Origin of the sequence: Natranaeroarchaeum sulfidigenes (genome assembly GCF_017094485.1) — an archaeon.
Lineage (GTDB): Archaea > Halobacteriota > Halobacteria > Halobacteriales > Natronoarchaeaceae > Natranaeroarchaeum > Natranaeroarchaeum sulfidigenes.
On record NZ_CP064786.1, the window covers coordinates 2,310,403 to 2,328,284 of the forward strand.

Annotated in this window: 17 protein-coding genes; 13 read left to right on the forward strand and 4 right to left on the reverse strand. The window is 60.5% G+C overall.

All coding sequences use genetic code 11. The features are described from left to right. Positions 1–51 precede the first annotated feature (51 nt). The 8 genes from AArcS_RS11945 to AArcS_RS11980 all read left to right on the forward strand — a co-directional run bounded on the left by AArcS_RS11945 (position 52) and on the right by AArcS_RS11980 (position 7,012). Positions 52–996: a FlaD/FlaE family flagellar protein gene (locus AArcS_RS11945; protein ID WP_238477648.1), complete on the forward strand. Its 945-nt coding sequence runs from the start codon at positions 52–54 to the stop codon at positions 994–996. 6 nt (positions 997–1,002) lie between these two features. Continuing rightward, positions 1,003–1,449 carry an archaellum stator protein ArlF gene (gene arlF / locus AArcS_RS11950; RefSeq protein WP_238477649.1) on the forward strand — a complete coding sequence of 149 codons (447 nt, stop codon included), beginning with the start codon at positions 1,003–1,005 and terminating at the stop codon, positions 1,447–1,449. A gap of 1 nt (position 1,450) precedes the next feature. Then, positions 1,451–1,924, forward strand: a complete 474-nt coding sequence (gene arlG / locus AArcS_RS11955; protein WP_238477650.1) for an archaellum stator protein ArlG — start codon at positions 1,451–1,453, stop codon at positions 1,922–1,924. A 3-nt stretch (positions 1,925–1,927) separates the two neighbouring features. Beyond that, positions 1,928–2,683, forward strand: a complete 756-nt coding sequence (arlH, locus tag AArcS_RS11960; protein ID WP_238477651.1) for an archaellum protein ArlH — start codon at positions 1,928–1,930, stop codon at positions 2,681–2,683. A 1-nt stretch (position 2,684) separates the two neighbouring features. Continuing rightward, positions 2,685–4,370 carry an archaellum flagellar ATPase motor FlaI gene (gene flaI, locus AArcS_RS11965; protein WP_238477652.1) on the forward strand — a complete coding sequence of 562 codons (1,686 nt, stop codon included), beginning with the start codon at positions 2,685–2,687 and terminating at the stop codon, positions 4,368–4,370. A 116-nt stretch (positions 4,371–4,486) separates the two neighbouring features. After that, positions 4,487–6,229, forward strand: a complete 1,743-nt coding sequence (gene arlJ, locus AArcS_RS11970; RefSeq protein ID WP_238477653.1) for an archaellar assembly protein ArlJ/FlaJ — start codon at positions 4,487–4,489, stop codon at positions 6,227–6,229. Between the two features lie 69 nt (positions 6,230–6,298). Continuing rightward, positions 6,299–6,565 (forward strand): AbrB/MazE/SpoVT family DNA-binding domain-containing protein, encoded by a 267-nt coding sequence (locus tag AArcS_RS11975; protein ID WP_238477654.1) that lies wholly within the window; start codon positions 6,299–6,301, stop codon positions 6,563–6,565. Further along, a complete protein-coding gene (locus AArcS_RS11980; RefSeq protein WP_238477655.1) occupies positions 6,566–7,012 on the forward strand; it encodes a type II toxin-antitoxin system VapC family toxin in 447 nt (148 codons plus the stop codon). A 15-nt stretch (positions 7,013–7,027) separates the two neighbouring features. On the opposite strand, the gene AArcS_RS11985 is transcribed toward AArcS_RS11980, so the two are convergent. After that, positions 7,028–7,582 carry a FlaD/FlaE family flagellar protein gene (locus AArcS_RS11985; RefSeq protein ID WP_238477656.1) on the reverse strand — a complete coding sequence of 185 codons (555 nt, stop codon included), beginning with the start codon at positions 7,580–7,582 and terminating at the stop codon, positions 7,028–7,030. Between the two features lie 369 nt (positions 7,583–7,951). On the opposite strand from AArcS_RS11985, the gene AArcS_RS11990 reads away from it, so the two are divergent. From AArcS_RS11990 to AArcS_RS12015, 5 genes are all read left to right on the forward strand, one after another. Next, positions 7,952–8,563: a flagellin gene (locus tag AArcS_RS11990; RefSeq protein WP_238477657.1), complete on the forward strand. Its 612-nt coding sequence runs from the start codon at positions 7,952–7,954 to the stop codon at positions 8,561–8,563. 273 nt (positions 8,564–8,836) lie between these two features. Then, positions 8,837–9,769, forward strand: coding sequence for a flagellin (locus tag AArcS_RS15885; protein WP_310736969.1), 933 nt, complete (start codon positions 8,837–8,839; stop codon positions 9,767–9,769). A gap of 184 nt (positions 9,770–9,953) precedes the next feature. Continuing rightward, the gene (locus AArcS_RS12005) at positions 9,954–12,062 is read left to right on the forward strand and encodes a bacterio-opsin activator domain-containing protein (protein ID WP_238477658.1); all 2,109 of its coding nucleotides are present in this window, start codon (positions 9,954–9,956) and stop codon (positions 12,060–12,062) included. A gap of 78 nt (positions 12,063–12,140) precedes the next feature. Further along, the gene (gene bioB / locus AArcS_RS12010; protein WP_238477659.1) at positions 12,141–13,256 is read left to right on the forward strand and encodes a biotin synthase BioB; all 1,116 of its coding nucleotides are present in this window, start codon (positions 12,141–12,143) and stop codon (positions 13,254–13,256) included. A 150-nt stretch (positions 13,257–13,406) separates the two neighbouring features. Continuing rightward, positions 13,407–14,666 (forward strand): aminotransferase class I/II-fold pyridoxal phosphate-dependent enzyme, encoded by a 1,260-nt coding sequence (locus tag AArcS_RS12015; protein ID WP_375139610.1) that lies wholly within the window; start codon positions 13,407–13,409, stop codon positions 14,664–14,666. A gap of 57 nt (positions 14,667–14,723) precedes the next feature. Here AArcS_RS12015 and AArcS_RS12020 read toward each other — a convergent pair whose 3' ends face one another. The 3 genes from AArcS_RS12020 to AArcS_RS12030 are packed head-to-tail and all read right to left on the reverse strand — an operon-like array spanning position 14,724 to position 17,874. Continuing rightward, complete coding sequence (locus AArcS_RS12020) at positions 14,724–16,166, reverse strand: replication factor C large subunit (protein WP_238477660.1); 1,443 nt, start codon at positions 16,164–16,166, stop codon at positions 14,724–14,726. A gap of 42 nt (positions 16,167–16,208) precedes the next feature. Next, complete coding sequence (locus tag AArcS_RS12025) at positions 16,209–16,643, reverse strand: universal stress protein (RefSeq protein WP_238477661.1); 435 nt, start codon at positions 16,641–16,643, stop codon at positions 16,209–16,211. Positions 16,644–16,695: 52 nt separating this feature from the next. Further along, the gene (locus tag AArcS_RS12030; RefSeq protein WP_238477662.1) at positions 16,696–17,874 is read right to left on the reverse strand and encodes a metal-dependent hydrolase family protein; all 1,179 of its coding nucleotides are present in this window, start codon (positions 17,872–17,874) and stop codon (positions 16,696–16,698) included. Positions 17,875–17,882: the final 8 nt, after the last annotated feature.

Sequence of the window (17,882 nt, forward strand, 5' to 3'; positions counted from 1 at the left end):
AACTTATTCTTGCGTATCTACTAGGGAGTTATAACTTTCAATAGCCCACTTATGAATATAGGAACCATTCTGGACGAATTGGGGTTGGACGCGCTCTCACCCGGCGGTCCAGACGACCCCGATGCCGGCCCACAGGAGCCGCTTGACGACGAGGACGAAGAGGAAGATGTCTCCGAAGAAAAAGAGACCAGGGAGTCCTCGTCATCCGGCGGGCTTTTCGGCGGCGGTGACGACGGTTCGAGCGAACTCACCGACGATATCGCCGATCTCGAACACGAACTCAGCGGGGTCCGTAATCAGGTCGAACAGAACAGTGCCAGCATCGATGGACTTGAAAGCGAACAGGTGAACGTCGGCGAACGACTAGATAGAATCGAAGAGCACAACGCGACCCTGCTCGGCGTCTACGATCACCTCACAGAGAGCGTCAATCCGTTTACGGGCGACTGGGAAGGCGATATCGAGCAGCCTGACGAGTCCGAATCGAAGTTCGGCGTTATCCCCGGCCCCGAAGACGAGACTGAAAACGAGGATGCATGGGACACCGAGACGGAAGAGACCGATCCTGGCCAGTCCAGTGAACGTTCCCCGGAGCCGGAACCGACGTTCGAGCCAGCATCGGAACAACCGGTTCGAACGACAGCCACGGAGCCGACATCCACATCAACACGACCGCCGAACACCGATGACGGGCCGTACCTGACGCGGTTTGCGGCCACCTACGCGACCGAAGTATTGCTCATGGAGTGGTTGACGATGCTCGTCGATCGCTCGGGTCAGGAAGGCGCACTGAAAGCGCTGGATCATTACGACCGTATCGACTGGATTAGCGAACCGGTCAAGCGGGATCTGGAGGTCATGCTCAGCGGCGCACACTGTGACCCCGATACGCCACCACAAAACGATCTCAACACTGACGTTCACGATCGGAGTTTCAAATACATCGCCAGACTCTCACAGCAGGCACAACTGGAGCAGTCGGAGCAGGTGAGGTGACGGTACATGGGATTCAGCACCAGTGCCGCGGTCGCAGTCGTCGCAATCGGTGCGCTCATCAGCCTCGGGTTGTTGTATCCCGCCGTTGAAGGCTCCACTCTGCAGATATCGGAAGCTAGTGATGACCGACAGGATCGTATCATCGACGCGAGGAACAGCGGTGTCGATATACACTCGGCGACCTATAACGATTCGGCCGACAGTTTGACGGTCCACGTGGACAACTCCGGTACAGTGACACTCGACGTATCGAAGACTCATCTCCTGATCGACGGCGAGCTTCCGGCCGAGCGGACGACGTGGGTCGAGGGCGACCAGAACCGCGACCTGTGGGTCGGCGGTGAGGGCCTCGAAATAGAGGTGCCGAACGTCGAGACGGCCCCGGACAGAGTCGTCATCGCTACTCAGACCGGCGTACAGGATTCGACCGAAGATATCGAGGAGGAAACCTGACGTGGCGAGCGTTTCTGTGTCCCATCTGATCATCTTCATCGCCGCGCTCACTGTGGCCGTCGGCGTTGCGACGACGCTGACCGTCAACGTCGAAAGTATGAGCGTCTCGTTAGACGAACGAGGTGACAGCGTTGCTCAGGACATCGAAACCGACATCAGTATTATCAGTGACGCGGGAAGTCCCGACTCGATCTACTCGACCGATGAGGACGGCAACGGCGAAGTTACCCTCCTCGTGAAAAACACCGGGAATCGTCCGACACACACTGACAGCAGCGATCTCGACGTGCTGATCAACGGGCAGTATCAGAACGGTGTCGACGTCGACGTGATCGGTAGCGAAGGATCCACGGTGTGGGGCGAAGGCGACGTTGTGCGGATGACCGTGAACGAACCCCTCGATGCCGGAGATCACCGGGCAACGGTGCGGGTCAGATCTAACGAAGATACGCTACGGTTCTATCTGGATGAATAACTCATGGTAAGCCTATACGAACTCGGACTCGAGGAGCGCGATCGGGTAAACCCGGCCTTCGGTGGCGGGTTCCCGAAAGGAAGTATCGTCCTGCTGGAAGGGAGCCACGGCGCTGGCAAGAGCGTGTTCGCTCAGCGGTTCTGTTATGGACTCTGTGAGAGCGATACGTACGTCACCTACGTCTCCGCCGAACTGACCGCGGGTAGCCTGATAAAACAGATGGGGTCGATGGACTACGATATTGTCGATCATCTGCTCCGTGAGCAGTTGCTGTTCTTGCACGCGGATGTCGACACCAGAGATACGATCAACCAGCGACCGGGTCCCGAGGAAGCGGGTGGACGCGAACTCATCACGAAGCTCATGCAGGCCGAGACGATGTGGGAAAGTGATGTCGTCATCTTCGACGGATTCGACGCCATCCTGCTTCACGATCCCCACTACGAGGCGATCAGTGAACACGGCGACGCCGACGATATCATGCAGAACATGATCACCTACTTCCGACAGATCGTCAACCAGGACAAAACGCTGATCCTGACCGTCAATCCGGATTCGCTGTCCCGGACGGCTCTCAGACCTCTCCGGAACGCCGCCGATGTCTACCTGTCACTGGAGATGGAAAGTGTCGGGAGCGAAGTCCGACGCAACATCGTCGTCAAGAAGTTCGCGGAGATGGGCAATCAGGTCGATGACAACATCGGCTACGCAGTCCAGTCCGGCCGCGGGATCACGATCGTGACACGGACGGTGGCCTGAGATGACGGAACTCGGAACTGCGAACCTGTCAGGACAACTTGGCGCGCTCGCACACGAGCATCCCCATCTCGACGAGCATCTCGAATACTATCGGGATATCCATGGGGAGTACCCGATGTATACCGAGACGCTGGAGGACGAACACGAGGTCGCCAGACCGAACGTCATCTACCCCACCCAGAGTGAGCATGCAGTCTTCTGTCACGTTCACGGCGATGTCGGCCAGCCGTTGACGTACTACGTTGTCGAACCGACACTCAATGCCGACGAACAGGCCGTTTTCGACGACGTGCGACAACGGATCCTCGAAAAGAGCGTCAACAAGCCCGCCCCGACGGACGACGAGCAGTTCATCGAGCACATCGACGAACTACTCGAGAGCGTCACACACGTCGGCGGGGTCGCGACCGGCGCGCTCCAGCAACTGCTCGGGACACGCATCACCGTCGCGCCCGACACCTACCAGAAGATCCGCTACCAGCTACAGCGCGATATCGTCGGACTCGGGCCGCTGAACCCAGTCATGCAGGACCCACAGAACGAGGATATTCACGTCATCGGAACCGACCAGTGTTACGTCGACCACGGCACCTATGGGATGTTGCCTACCACGGTCGACTTCGGGACGCCCGCTGAGTTCGAGAACTGGTTGCGGAACATGGGCGAACGGATGGACACGCCGGTCAGCGACTCGAACCCGATCATCGACTCGACGCTGCCCGATGGGTCGCGTATCAACATCATCTACTCCGATGACGTGTCGGTGCAAGGCCCCTCGCTGACGATCCGACAGGGGGACGAGGTTCCGCTGTCCGTCCTCCAGATCACAAAGTGGGGGACGCTCTCGCCGAAACTCGCCGCCTACCTCTGGCTCTGTCTCGAAAACGAACAGACGGTCTTCGTGGTTGGCGAGACCGCCTCGGGAAAGACGACGACACTGAACGCGATTACCTCGTTTATTCCGCGAGACTCGAAGATCTATACTGCGGAAGACACCGCCGAAGTCGTTCCACCACACGATACCTGGCAACAGTTGCTCACTCGCGAGGGTCAGGGGGAAGACTCCAGTTCGGATATCGACCTGTTCGACCTGGTCGCTTCGGCGCTCCGATCTCGCCCTGACTACATCATCGTGGGCGAGGTTCGAGGTGCGGAAGGACAGATGGCGTTTCAGGCCGCACAGACCGGACACCCCGTCATGCTTACCTTCCACGCCAGCGACATCGTGTCGATGATCCAGCGCTTTACCGGTGAGCCGATCAACGTCCCCGAGACGTTCATGGACAACTGCGATGTCGCGCTGTTCCAGAACAGGGTCAAACAGGGGGACGATGTCTATCGGCGGGTTACCAGCGTTCAGGAGATCGAGGGATACTCGAAACATGACGGCGGTGTCGTGACCCAGCAGGCCTTCCGGTGGGATCCCCGCGACGACGAGATCGTCTTTACCGGGATGAACAACTCTCACGTCCTCGAAAACCAGATCGCGGAACTGCTCGGCTACGAGAACACCCGCGAGATCTACGACGAACTGGACCGACGTGCACAGATCGTCGAGCGCCTGATCGAAGCGGATGTCCTCGAATACGAGGAAGTCAACGATGCGATCGCGACGTTCCAGCGAGACGGGGTCGAGGCGCTGCCGATCGACCTGACCGGACTCACCGCATCGCCACAAGCAATCTAGTGGTTGACACGATTGTGCTGGCAGGTCTCTCAGGGACGGTGTCGCCCCGGCAGTCGAGGAATAACGTTTCATACCTGGGATACAATGGGTCGACAGGACGACCGTGACGGATATCAATGAGCTCTGAAAGCGCAACAGCGACCAGCCGTAACGCGGAGGATGATTCCTCCGTCGAACTCAAGGAGGCGGTGCGATCGCTGTTGATGGCGTACGAGGGGATGGAGATGTCCATCCAGCGATATCTCCTCGTCATTCTGTTTCCCTCGGTAGTCTTCGGTATTACGGTTGCCATCCTCCCGTTTTTGCTTCCCGTGCCGGGGATCGCTACCGGCCCATTCCTGATTCTTGGGCTCTTTCTTCCGTTCATCGCCCTCGTCTATCCGAAACTGCAGAACGACCGACAACAGAAGGAAGTGCGGGACCAGTTCCACCTCTTTATTACGCATATCACGATCCTCTCTACGACCAACATCGATCGTGTCGAAGTGTTCCGGACACTCTCGAAAGAGGAGGATTACAACGCTATCGCGACCGAGATGGGCCATATCGTCGCATTGATCGACACCTGGAACCTGAGTCTCGACGACGCCTGTCGGTTTCGCGCACGACGCGTCTCCAGTCCACTGATGCAGGATTTCCTCGAACGGCTTGCCTACACCGTGGGAGCGGGCCAGCCCATGAGTGACTTTCTGATCAACGAGCAGGACAACATCCTCCAGCACTACAAGGTCCGGTATGAGAACGAGCTAGAACGGCTCAACGTCATCAAAGACGTCTACCTGTCGGTGATCAACTCGACCACGTTCGGCCTCGTCTTCGCGATCTTGCTTCCCTTCCTCATCGGTATCGACCCGATGATCGCGCTCTCTGCCGTGCTGACGCTGTATCTGTTCGTGCAGGTGACGTTCATTTACGTGATGAACAACGTCGCCCCGCAGGATCCGGTCTGGAGCCACTCCGACGATATCGCGCTGGAACGCAACATTCGGCTTCGGATCTCGATCATCGTTAGCATCGGACTTAGCCTCCTGTTGATGGCTCTGACGTATCTCGCGCTCGATGGCGTGTTGCCGGTCGGCACTGATCTCCCCGAGCCGATCTACATGGCGATTCCGTTCACGCCGCTGTTGATCAGCGGGCTCGTCATGCGCCGGGAGGAACAGCGGGTCAAAAACCGTGACGACGAGTTTCCCTCGTTCATCCGCGCGCTTGGCGCGGTCGAAAGTGTCAAACAGAGCTCGACGTCGTCGGTCCTCTCTTCGCTGCGCCGGAAGGACTTCGGCTCGCTTACGGAGACGATCAACAACCTCTATCTGCGGCTGGCCATGCAGATCAACTCGACGCTCGCCTGGAAGTACTTCGCTACCGAGACCGGTTCCTACCTGATCCAGCGCTTTAGCGACATGTACGTCGTCGGTCGGCGGATGGGCGGCGAGCCGATTCAACTTGGCGAACTCATCGAGAAGAACTTCACGCAGGTGTTGAACCTGCGACAGATGCGGACCCAGGAAACGGGGACGATCATCGGCGTGATCTACGGGATCACCGCGACGAGCACCTTCGCCTTCTTCGTCGGGCTCGAAATCGTCCGCCTGTTACAGGATATCTCCGGCGATCTCGAACTCGATCAGGCTGGCCTCAGCGGCTTGCTCCACCCACAGGTGTACGATATTGACCAGGTTCGATTTTTCCTCTTTATCGCCATTCTGCTCAACGCTATGCTCTCCTCAATGATGATCCGCGTCATCGACCGGGGCCACTCCCTGAGCGCACTGAATCACTTCGTCGTTCTCGTCTGGATGAGCGTCATTATCGCCGTCCTGACGCGATACCTGATGAACTCGCTGATCACGGTGTGATTGGACAGATCATTTAGATCGCCAACTATTATGGTGATTGGAATCGTTAAACTATATTGTGGTGATCCAATGAGCGATACCGGTGGGAGGCCGAAACAACAGGAGTACGGTGAGGCTGAAATCAACGATCGCGGCCGTCTGACGATACCGAAAGCACTGCGAGACGATCTTCGACTCGATGGGGGGACGCGCTTTACAGTCCTTCGGGACGGTACCGAAATCAGGCTCGTCCGACAACTCCCCGAACTGGAGACCGTTTCGTCGGGCAAATCACGCGACGAATGGGGGGAGGACGCGTTTCGAGATGCGGGTGAAGCGACGTTCGGGGGGCGATAAATGCGGATACTCCCTGATGTCAACGCGCTCTCGATCCAACTTATCGACGACCATCCGGGCCACCCGTACGTGGCGGAACAGCTCGTTCCGGCACTGCACGGCGAAGAGACGCTGTTGTTGTTCGGCTATCTTCCACTCCGAGTGCAATGGGTGCTTGAGGATCTCGGTCTGTCGACAGTCGATGCTCGAAACGCAGTGAGTTCGTTATTGCAGTATCCGGTGGAGTGTGTCGACTCGACGCCAGACATTGTTCTCGATGCCTACGAAATCAGTGCAGAAAAAAACCACGACGTGTACGATTGCTTTTATATCGCGCTTGCACGTCAAGCAGATGCTGACGTGATTGTTACGACGGACAGGGACTTCGAGGTCCTGTGTGAAGATGAGCAGTTCGAGTACACCAATCCTGTCCCCGAGGACGTGCTGTCGGAGTTCCACCAGGTGTGACACCCACGTCCGACGCTACTCCTCGCTCATCTCGTCATCCACCGGGTCCTCGTGGTGGTCGTGACAGTAGTCGCTGTCACCGAGCGCGGGCCGGGTACACGGCTCGCCATCCTCATCGGTTGCCGCACACTGGCTGTCCTCGGGCACGCCGCCGTCATCACCGCCGATTCCGGCGTTCGAGTTGACGCCGTTCTGTCCGAGGCGGAGCGTCGTCAGGTCGCGTTCGATGCTGTCGCCAGCGATGGCGGCGACGTATTCGAGTGATCGAGCGTGGCCCTCGTACGGCGTCTCCGCGAGCGCGTCGATACTCGTCTCGTCGCCGTCGTCGTCGTTCGAGAGCTCGTCGACCGAGAGCCCGCGCACGTAATCAACCATCTTCCGATAGACCTCGCCGCTGATCCAGCCAGCATCTCTGTAGAATCGCAGGGAGCGGATCGCGCCGGTCGAACCGAACTCGTTGCCGAGATACCGTGCCCAGGCCATCGCAGTCACCTGCTCTGCTGCCGTCCCGTCGAGCGAGTCCAGATGGGGTGTGGAACTGCGCCCGGTCACGCTGTGTCGTTGGCTCATGCTCACTTACCCCGCCTACTCGTGGAGCTACTTTATCCCTTTCCCCAAATCACTACTTCTGTTCTATTCTGCCGCTGCACGCGTGCTGCCCGCTGTATTTGCCAGAATACTAGTCTCCCGTGTGATGAGCAGGGGAGGGTAGTGCACCTAATATATTTGGAAGGCCGGTCGCATGGCGGCGGACTCGTCTTCGGTACCGCCTGTCGGAACTCCGCCGCGTGCTGGACGCATACTCGAAGCGCGATATAAATTGTATAAACAAACTACCTTCTTGTGTAGGTATACATCTACAGCACCATACTATCATATTAGGAACTTTTATTTCAATTTGACACGAAATAACATACAGACTACGGCCAGACACCAGCCATGGAGATCACCATACCAGACAGACCGGAGCGGCGTGCCCAGATCGGCGTCGAGACGCTGATCGTGTTCATCGCGATGGTGCTCGTCGCGGCGATCGCGGCGACGCTGCTTCTCAACACAGCCGGATTTCTCCAGAACCAGGCGTCGACGACCGCCCAGGACGCCCAGGATCAGGTCTCCAATCAGGTACTGATCATCAGCTCGGTCGGCGAGATCTCAGAGGACGGCGGGGACAACGCCATCGGCGAGGTCCGCGTGAGCGTGATGCAATCACCCGGCGCGGGCGAGATCGACCTTGGCGGCTCCTCGGTCGAGTATGTCGGCCCCGACGGTCAGGAGACGCTGATCTACGACGAGAGCCCCGATGTGGGTGAGTTCGGCGTCGAGGACGTCCGCAACGGCGATACCGTTCCCGTCCTCACCGAGCGCCAGGACCGCTACGTCATCAGCGTCGAGCTGACCGACGACGACACCAGCGATCTCCGCTATCTCGAACCGGGCGAGAGCGCGACGCTGCGGATCGTCACCCCCGCGGGCAGCGAGGCGGTGGAGATTCTGAATGTGCCGCAGTCGCTCAGTAGCTACGACGAGGGCGACGCGGTGCAACTCTGAGGCTGTATCGGAGTTTTTTCGTGCACGAGCACACGCGTGACGCAGACCCGACTGAGCACGTCGCTCGTCGGAACCGAGTCAGTTGGCGCATAATCGAACGGTTCACGCCCTCTATAGCAATTCTCTCACAACCACCTAATCAGCATGGGTGCGGGTTCGCTCCGGTCCTACTGGTGTAGCCTGTGGTTCTTTTTTATACCCCTACTATGGATAGTTCAGAGGTCGTTCAACAGGCGACCCGCGAAAGCGAACCCAACGCGAGGATACACAACAATGGAAATCAGCGTACCCGAATTCACACGCGACAACGATCGAGGTCAGGTCGGTATCGAGACCCTGATCGTCTTCATCGCAATGATTCTAGTGGCAGCGATCGCAGCGAGCGTACTAATTAACACGGCAGGATTCCTGCAGAACCAGGCGAGCGAGACGAGTCAGGACTCCGAAGATCAGGTGTCCAATCAGGTGCTGATTATCAGTTCGATTGGTGAGGTTGCAGAGGTTGACGGTGAGGTTGAAAACGTTGAATTTGAGATTGATGCTGACAGCGCTGATGCTGACGAGGCCGACTTGGAATACCTAAGTGGTGACTTCGACTTTGAGTCGGATGACGGCGACTTGATCGTCAGAAATGTAGATGAGGACGAAGAATTCGTCTGGACTGACGACACTGATCCCGTCACTGAAGGTGAAAGTATTGCTCTCCACGACGAAGTTGATTACAGTGATGACGACGACATAGAGGTCGAATGGACTGATGACAGCACTGTGTGGGACTTCGGTACAGTTGACGATTCGTTCGACGATACGGAAACTGAGGAAGTGACTGTCGAAGACGGTGAAAACCAGATCAGCGAGATCAGCATGACGGTCATGCAGTCGCCGGGTGCTGACGAGATCGACCTCAGCGGTGCATCCATCGAGTACATCGGCCCTGACGGTCAGGATACTCTGACCTACGAGGACGGCTTCGATGTCATCGGTACGCAGGACGAAGACGAAACTGCACCCGTTCTGACCCAGCGACAGGACCGCTTCACCATCGAGATCGGACTCGAAGAGGATGGAGAAGACCTCCGCTACCTCGAAGAGGGTGAAGATGCCACGGTTCGCATCACTACCCAGTCCGGTAGCGAGGCAGTCACCATCGTGAACGTCCCGCAGTCGCTCAGCAGTTACGACACTGGCGACGCAGTCGAACTGTAAACTGCGACTGATCGATTTCGGTTTCAGTTTTTGCGACCAGGGGAACATACACGGAGCGTGATTATAGCCGTCCTGTCCGGGCGGCTTCTTTTACTGACACAGTGACAACGCCGAAAGCTGTTGGATCAGCGTCAAATACTTTTTTACGTGGTGTCTGGCAAGTATGGACACTGAACTGGCATCTATGAGTGACAGGATCCACGTACTCCATCTCGACGACAACGAGCAGTTTCTCGATGTCGTCTCTACCTTTCTGGAAGAGGACAACGACGATATCGACGTGACGACCGAAACCGAGGCGAGCGAGGCGCTGTCGGTGTTGCAAAACGGCGCGGGCGTCGACTGCGTGCTCAGCGACTACCGGATGGGACCGACCGACGGTGTCGACTTCCTGCGGGAGGTCCGCGCGGTCGACGAGCGGTTGCCCTTCATTCTGTACACCGGGAAGGGGAGCGAGGCGGTCGCCAGCGAGGCGATCACACAGGGCGTGACCGACTACTTGCAGAAGGAACACTCTGCGGATCAGTACGACCTGCTGGCCAATCGGATCCGGAACGCGGTGGATCGCGCGCGAGCGCAGGAGAGCCTCGAAGAGCGAGAAAGTATGTTGACCGCGCTCCACGACGGGATGCGATCGCTGATGCTGGCCGAGACGCGGGAGGATATCGCCGGGGAGACCGTCGAAATCGCGGTCGACGTGCTGGAGTTGCCCTGGATCGCGGTCTACCTGCTCGACGAGTCCGCAGGGGTGTTGCGCCCGGAGGCCTTTATTTCGGATCTCGACGACGTGACCGAGGAGCCGCCGACGTTTTCCGGCGGCGAGAGTCTGGCGTGGGACGCCTTCGTCGACGGCGAGACCAGACACCACGAGGACGTCAGCGAGATGGAGGGCCACGACGCCGAGTCCGTGTTGACCAGCGAGCTGATCGTTCCGCTGGGGGATCACGGCGTGTTACTTGCGGGGACGACCGGCGACGACCCGCTGGAGGCGGTGACCGGCGAGTTCGTCGAGACGCTCGGAGCGAACGCGGAGGCGGCGCTGGACCGCGCCGAACGCGAGGCCGTGTTACGCGAGCGCGACCGGAAACTCGAAGAACAGAACAGCCAGCTCAAGCGACTCAACCGGATCAACACGGTGATCCGGAACATCGATCAGGCGCTGGTGCAGGCCTCGACGCGCGAGGAGATCGAACAGGAGGTCTGTGACCGGCTCGTAAACGTCGACCTCTACGAGTTCGCGTGGATCGGCGGCTACAACAATATCAACGAGACGATCAGCCCGCGGGCGAAAGGCGGTACCGAGGGGAACTATCTGGCGAGCATCGATCTCGACAGCGAGTCCAACCCGATCCAGGACGCGCTCCACGAGGGCGAGGTCGGTATCGTCCAGAACATCTTCGAAGACGAGAGTATGGGCAGCTGGCGCAAGCAGGCGTTAAAAAGCGGCTTCCGATCGGTGGCGACGGTGCCGCTGACCTACGAGGGGGCCGTCTACGGACTCCTGCAGATCTACGCCAGCCAGCTGGATACCTTCGACGGGGATACCCGTAGCGTTCTCGCGGAGCTTGGAGAGACAATTGGCTACGCGATCAACGCGATCGACCGCAAGGAGGCGCTGCTGACTGACAGCGTGGTTCAGGTCGAGTTCCGGATTCCGAACTCAGAGGATTTCCTGTACACCCTCTCGAAACGGACCGGCAGCAACGTCGACCTGCGAACGATCCTGCCCCAGTCCGACGGCTCGTATCTGATCTTCTTCTCGATCACCGATGCCGAAGTCGAGGACGTCCTCGCGTCCGCCGAGGAGTCCCTGTCTGTCTCCGAGGCGAAACTCATCAGTGAGCGCAACGACACGGCGCTGCTCGAGTGCCGGACAACTGACACGAACATCGCGACGACGGTCGCGGATCACGGCGGCGTCCCGCGGTCGGTTTCCGCCGATCCGAACGGCGGCCGAGTCGTCGTCGACCTGCCACAGACCGCGGACGTGCGATCCTTCGCCGAACGACTGACCGGCGAGTATCCGTCCGTCGAGTTCGTCGCCCGCAGAGAGCGGACCAGCGATACCGGCAGCAGACGCTCGTTCCGCGAGCGCCTCGACGACCACCTGACTGACCGTCAGCGGGAGGTGCTCGAAGCGGCCTACTTCAGCGGCTACTTCGAGTGGCCCCGGGAGAAAAACGGCGAGCAGATCGCCGAGGCGCTGGGCGTCGCCCCGCCGACGTTCAACCAGCACCTTCGTGCTGGAGAGCGAAAACTGTTCGAGACACTCTTCGAACCGGACTCCGTCTAACAGAAGTCCCCGTAGATCCGTTCTCCAGACCTGTCGCGCACCGAACTATTTAACACAGTGTAAACTGAGTTCGAAGGTATGGTTTACGAGACGGGCAATCAGACGGTCGACGACGCGGTTCGGCGCGTCCTCGATGGGGAGCGCCTCGACCGAAAGGATGGGCTGGCGCTGATCGCCCAGCCGGTCGCGGATCTCGCCCCTGCTGCGGACTACATCAGGTCCCAGCTGGGTGACGATACCGTCGACGCATGTAGTATCGTCAATGCGAAAGCGGGCGACTGTTCCGAGGATTGTGGGTTCTGTTCGCAGTCCGTTCACTTCGATACTGGGATCGAGACCTACGGGTTTCTCGGCCCCGAGAAGGTTCTCGAATCGGCGAAACGCGCCGAGCGGGACGGTGCGCAGCGCTTCGGGATCGTCGTCGCCGAAAAAGGTGTCAGCAAAGAGCACCGCCCGGAAGAGTGGGAGGAGGTACTCGAAGCGATCCGTCTCGTGCGCGACGAGACTGATGTCGAAGTCGACGCGAGCCTCGGGATCCTCACCGACGAAGAGGCCGAGATTCTCGCCGACGAGGGGCTGAACCACTACAACCACAACATCGAGACGTCGCCGAACTACTTCCCGGAGATCGTCGACACCCACAGCTTCGAGGACCGGGTCGAAACGCTCGAAGTGGCGAAAGAAGCGGGAATGGATCTCTGTGCTGGCGTCATCCTCGGGATGGGCGAGACGCCAACCGATCGGGTCGACGCCGCCATCGCGCTCCAGGAGATCGGCATCTCCTCGCTCCCGGTGAACGTGTTGAACCCGGTCGCGGGGACGCCGATGGCCGAGCGACTCGGCGATTCGGCGGATATCTCGACGGAGGAGATCGTGAAGACCGTCGCCGTCTACCGGCTCTTGCATCCCGAAGCTCGCGTTCGACTCACCGGTGGGCGAGAGGCCAACCTCGACGAGGACGAACAGCATCTGCCCTTCGAGGCGGGGGCCGACGGTATCCTGACGGGGGACTACCTGACGACCGGCGGCCAGTCACCGGGCGAGGATATCGAGGTAATGGAGCGGGCGGGAATGCGCCCGAACATGGACAGTAACGAATTCGATCCTGCGGCGGTCAAATCGCGGGACAGCGAAGGTGGCGACGGTGACACATCCACTGGCACTGCAAGGAGTGCCGCGACGAACGATTGCTAAGAGGGGTGTGCTAGTCCCCGGTCGAAGTGAGAAAAGCTATACCCACTGAGCAGTAGGACCAAATCAGTTGCAGCGTTTCGGACGTGCACAACGGACGAACCGCAGGCAGTCGATATCGCCGCAGACAGCGGACGGAGATGGCGACGAGATATGAGTGACGATTTCAGCGCAGGAGATGACAGCACCGGATCGCAACGAGATGACGGCTCGTCGATAGGCCACGGCTTCGACCTGTCGGCCGAGCTGGCTGCCCGTGAGCGACGCAACCTGCTTCGCCGACTGTCGCCCGCAAACCGGGTCGCAGAACGTGCACAGTTCGCCCCTGCACCGGGAAGCGCTCTCCCGGTCGTCGACGGGGAGGAACGACTGGTCCTTGGGGCCAACAACTATCTCGGGCTCACACAGGACGAGCGTGTACAGGACGCTGCCGTCGCCGCCACCGAGGTCGTCGGAACCGGTGCAGGTGCGAGCAGACTTGTCACCGGGGATACGCTGGTTCATCACGATCTGGAGACCCGGCTCGCCGAGGCGACCGGCACCGATCGGGCACTCACCTTTGCTTCCGGGTACGCCGCGAACGTCGGGACGATTACTGCGCTTGAGCCCGATGTTGTCTTCTCGGATTCGAACAACCACGCGAGCACGATCGACGCCTGCCGCCTTTCCGGCGCGGAGACGATCGTCTATGACCACTGTGATACCGCCGATCTCGCCAGCCGGATGAGCGACCGCGAGCAGGCGGATGACGAATCCTGGCTCGTCGTCACCGACTCCGTGTTCAGCGTGGACGGCGATGTCGCACCGCTCGAGGAGCTCTGTATCCTCGCGGAGCAGTACGGAGCCTGGGTGATGGTCGACGAGGCCCACGCGATCGGTCTGTACGAGGACGCTGGCGGTATCGTCCAGCGAGAAGGGCTCTCGGATCGAGTTGACATCCAGATGGGGACGCTCTCGAAGGCGCTTGCGAGCCAGGGCGGCTACGTCGCAGGGGCCGAGGAGCTGATCGAGTATCTGATCAATCATGCTCGTTCGTTTGCATTCTCGACCGGACTTTGCCCGCCGGCAGCCGCCGCGGCCGCCGAATCGCTGCACATCGCTCGGACTGACGACTGCCGGAATCGGCTCTGGAGAAACGTGGAGTACCTCCGTGAGGAACTGGACGGGATGGGCTATCACGTGCCGGGTGAGACCCAGATCATTCCGGTTCGCGTCGACGACCGGACCGCCGCGCTGGAACTGAGCGAGGAACTCTACGAGCGTGGTGTTGTCGCCCCGGTAATCAGGCCGCCAAGCGTTCCCGAAGGGACGACCAGAATCCGGGTCGCACCGATGGCGACGCATTCCGCGTCCGATCTGGCTACCTGTCTCGATGCGTTCCGCGATGCAGGCAGGGAGATCGGGTTGCTGTAAGGCTGGAGCGCCCCCCATTCTAGCGCTCCGCTGTGTCGCAGAGCGTCACCCGATCGGCTACATGAAATCAGTCAGACCTGCCTGGCCGTCGTCGGCCCCCTCGTCAGTCCCGCCGTCAGTCGAATCGTGGGGCTCGGCATCCGGTTCTGGCTCGGGGTCGGTCTCAGCCTCGGCCTCGACGTCCCGCGTCGCCCCCTCGAACGCCCCTCCTGAGTGCTCGACAGCCTGTTGCTCGCGCAGCTCCTGGGCGTCCTCGACGATCGACTGTACCTTGTTGGTGGTCTTCCCGCTGCCCGTCACGAAAGAGACCTGCTTCTCGTCGAGATCGTAAATCGCGGCCATCCGAACGGTAAGCTCCCGGTTCTTGCAGTGGTGAGTGAGCTCGGAGAGGAACGGAAGAACGTGGCGACGCGCCGTGCCGATGCTGGTGCCACTCTCTTCTGCGATCTTGACGGCGATGCTGTCCCTCGTCTCTCTCGACCCGCGGGAGCGGCCGAGCTTCGACCAGTAGCTCGGTGGGCCATAGCGCGTCCAGCCGCCCTTCTGCTCACTTCGGGCTGCTGCGACGCCCGCAGTCATATTGTCGCCCGCGTAGCGCCAGTAGGAGTAGTCCTGAGTTGCGCGCACGCGCCCAAGCCACCGGTCGGCGTTGGCAAGGTAGCCGTACGCATCGGCGAGTTCGCGGCCCGCGTAATCTTTGGGCATGTTGTCCTCGATCCAGTTTATCATGTCGTCGGGCGTCTCGTCGACGTCATAGGACGCTTCGAGCGCGGCCTGCGGGTCGAGCTTTTTGATCACGTCGTCGAGAAAATCGAAGATGTCAGTCGTCGTATCCCGCTGGCCGGTCACCACGTCCTCGACGGTCAGCCGGTCGGCCTGCTCGGCGACCGCCTGCAGGTCGTTGACCGCCGATCGAAGGTCGCCACTGGTCTGTCTGGCGATCGCTTCGAGGGCTTCCTCCTCGTACTCGACGCCTTCCTTCCGACAGATGTCCCGGAGGACGGGCACGATCGAGCGTTTCGAGACATCCCGGAACTCGATCTCCTGGCAGGCGTTGCGCAACCCCTGGGACATGTCGTAAAACTCGTTTGCGATCAGGATCATCGGCTGGTCGGCATCCCTGACGACGCCAGTGACCGCCGCGGAACCACCGTAATCGGCGTTGCCGTGGAAGTTATCGGCCTCGTCCATCACGACCAGGCGTCTGCCCGAACTGCCCTGCGTGAGCGTCCCTGACTGAGCAGCCTCACCCGCGATCCTGTCGATCACGTCGGCCTGTCGCTGGTCACTCGCGTTCAACTCGATGACTGGCCAGCCCTTATCCGCAGCCAGCGCGTGGGCCGCCGACGTCTTCCCGATCCCCGGACTGCCGTAGACGATGACCGCCTCGCGGTGTTGCTCCCACGAATCGGCCCACTCTTTTAGCGCGTCGCGGGCCTTGTCGTTCCCCCGGACCTCCGCCAGCGTCGACGGGCGGTATTTTTCGGTCCAATCGCTCATTACCGGAGTGTGGGGCGACCGGCGTTTATTCGTTGCGGAGTGTTAGTCCCGGTCCTCCCCGACCACAAGTACGGGCGCGACACGCGACCGGACGATGCTATCAGTCGTACTCCCGAGTAGCGCGCGCTTGAACGCCGAACGGCCCTGCGTCCCGAGCAGAATCAGGTCGACGTCCCTCTCTGCGGCGTAGTTCTCGATGGCTTCGTGGGGAACCCCTTCGAGTATCTCCGTCGTCGTCTCGACGCCCGCCGCCTCGGCGCGCTCGGCCAGCAGGTCGAGCGTCTTGCGAGCCTCTTTGCGAAGGTTCCCAGCTACGGTTTCGGGGTCGACGATAGCGTTATCGTAGGCCGTTCTGGTCTCGACGACGGAGACCAGATGGAGGGTCGCATCGTAACGCTCGGCGTGGTCGAGGGCGTGGTCGGCCGCCGCCGCGGCGTCGTCGCTGCCGTCGGTCGCAAGGAGGATCTCGTCGTACATGGTCGGGAGTACGTGAGCGAGTATAACAGTACTTCCGGCCGGATCTCTCGCCCTACGCGCCGAGTTCGGATAGCGGCGTCCCGGAGACGACCTTGCCGCCCTTGATGACTGTCTCGATCTCGTCGAGGTCAGCGACATCCGTGGTCGGGTCGCCATCGATTACGAGCAGGTCGGCGTGATAGCCGGGTGCAACTTTCCCGGTGTCATCCAGACCGATCGTTTCCGCGGCAGTACCGGTCATCGCCGTGATCGCCTCCACGGGAGCCATGCCGTTCCGAGCCATGAACTGGATCTCGACGCGGTTCGAGCCGTGGTGGTTAAACGGTGTCCCGGCGTCGGTCCCACCGGCGATCCGCACTCCCGCATCGACAGCGCGACGGAACGACTCTCGATGGATCTCGTACACCTCGTTCGACTGGGCGAGCGTCTCGGCGGTCGCGCGGTCGCCGTTGTGCAGGATGCGGTGGGGGGCGGTGAGCGTCGGGACGAGCGTGACATCCTCGTCGAGCATCGCCTCGATTGCGGCGTCATCGAGGAAGGTCCCGTGTTCGACGGTATCGACGCCAGCCTCGGCGGCGGCCCGGATGCCCTCCGCGCCGTGGGCGTGGGTGGCGACGTGAACGCCGTGGCGATGGGCCTCGTCGACCAGGGCGTGGATCTCTTCGTGGGTAAAGGCGAGCGTTCCGGGATCGGTGCCGGGCGTCGTGACGCCGCCAGTCGCCATGAACTTGATGAACTGTGCGCCCTGCTTGCGCTGCTCGCGGACGGCGCGGCGACACGCCTCGGGCCCGTCGACCTCTTGCCCGAGATGGTGGCCGTGGCCCCCGGTGATCGTGATCGAGGCGCAGTTCGCCACGGTTCGTGGACCCGGCACGTCGCCGCGCTCGATGGCACGGGCGAGGTCGATGTCCAGACCGTGCGCACCCATCGAGCGCACCCCGGTAACACCACTTTCGAGCGTTCGCCGGGCGTTCGCAATCTCCGTGAACAGCAGTTCGGCATCGCTTTTGTCGGTGACGTCCTCGATGCTCGCTTCGCCCGACAGCGAGAAGTGGACGTGAGCATCGACGATACCGGGGACGAGCGTGTACCCGTCGAGGTCGACCACCTCTTCGTCCGCCCGTGTAGTCGAAACGTCGCTGGTGGCGGTGATACGCCCCTCGTCGAACTGGACCGGTCCATCGAAGACGCCACCGTCACCGTCGACGACGCGAGCACCCCGAAGAATCATGCTCGAAG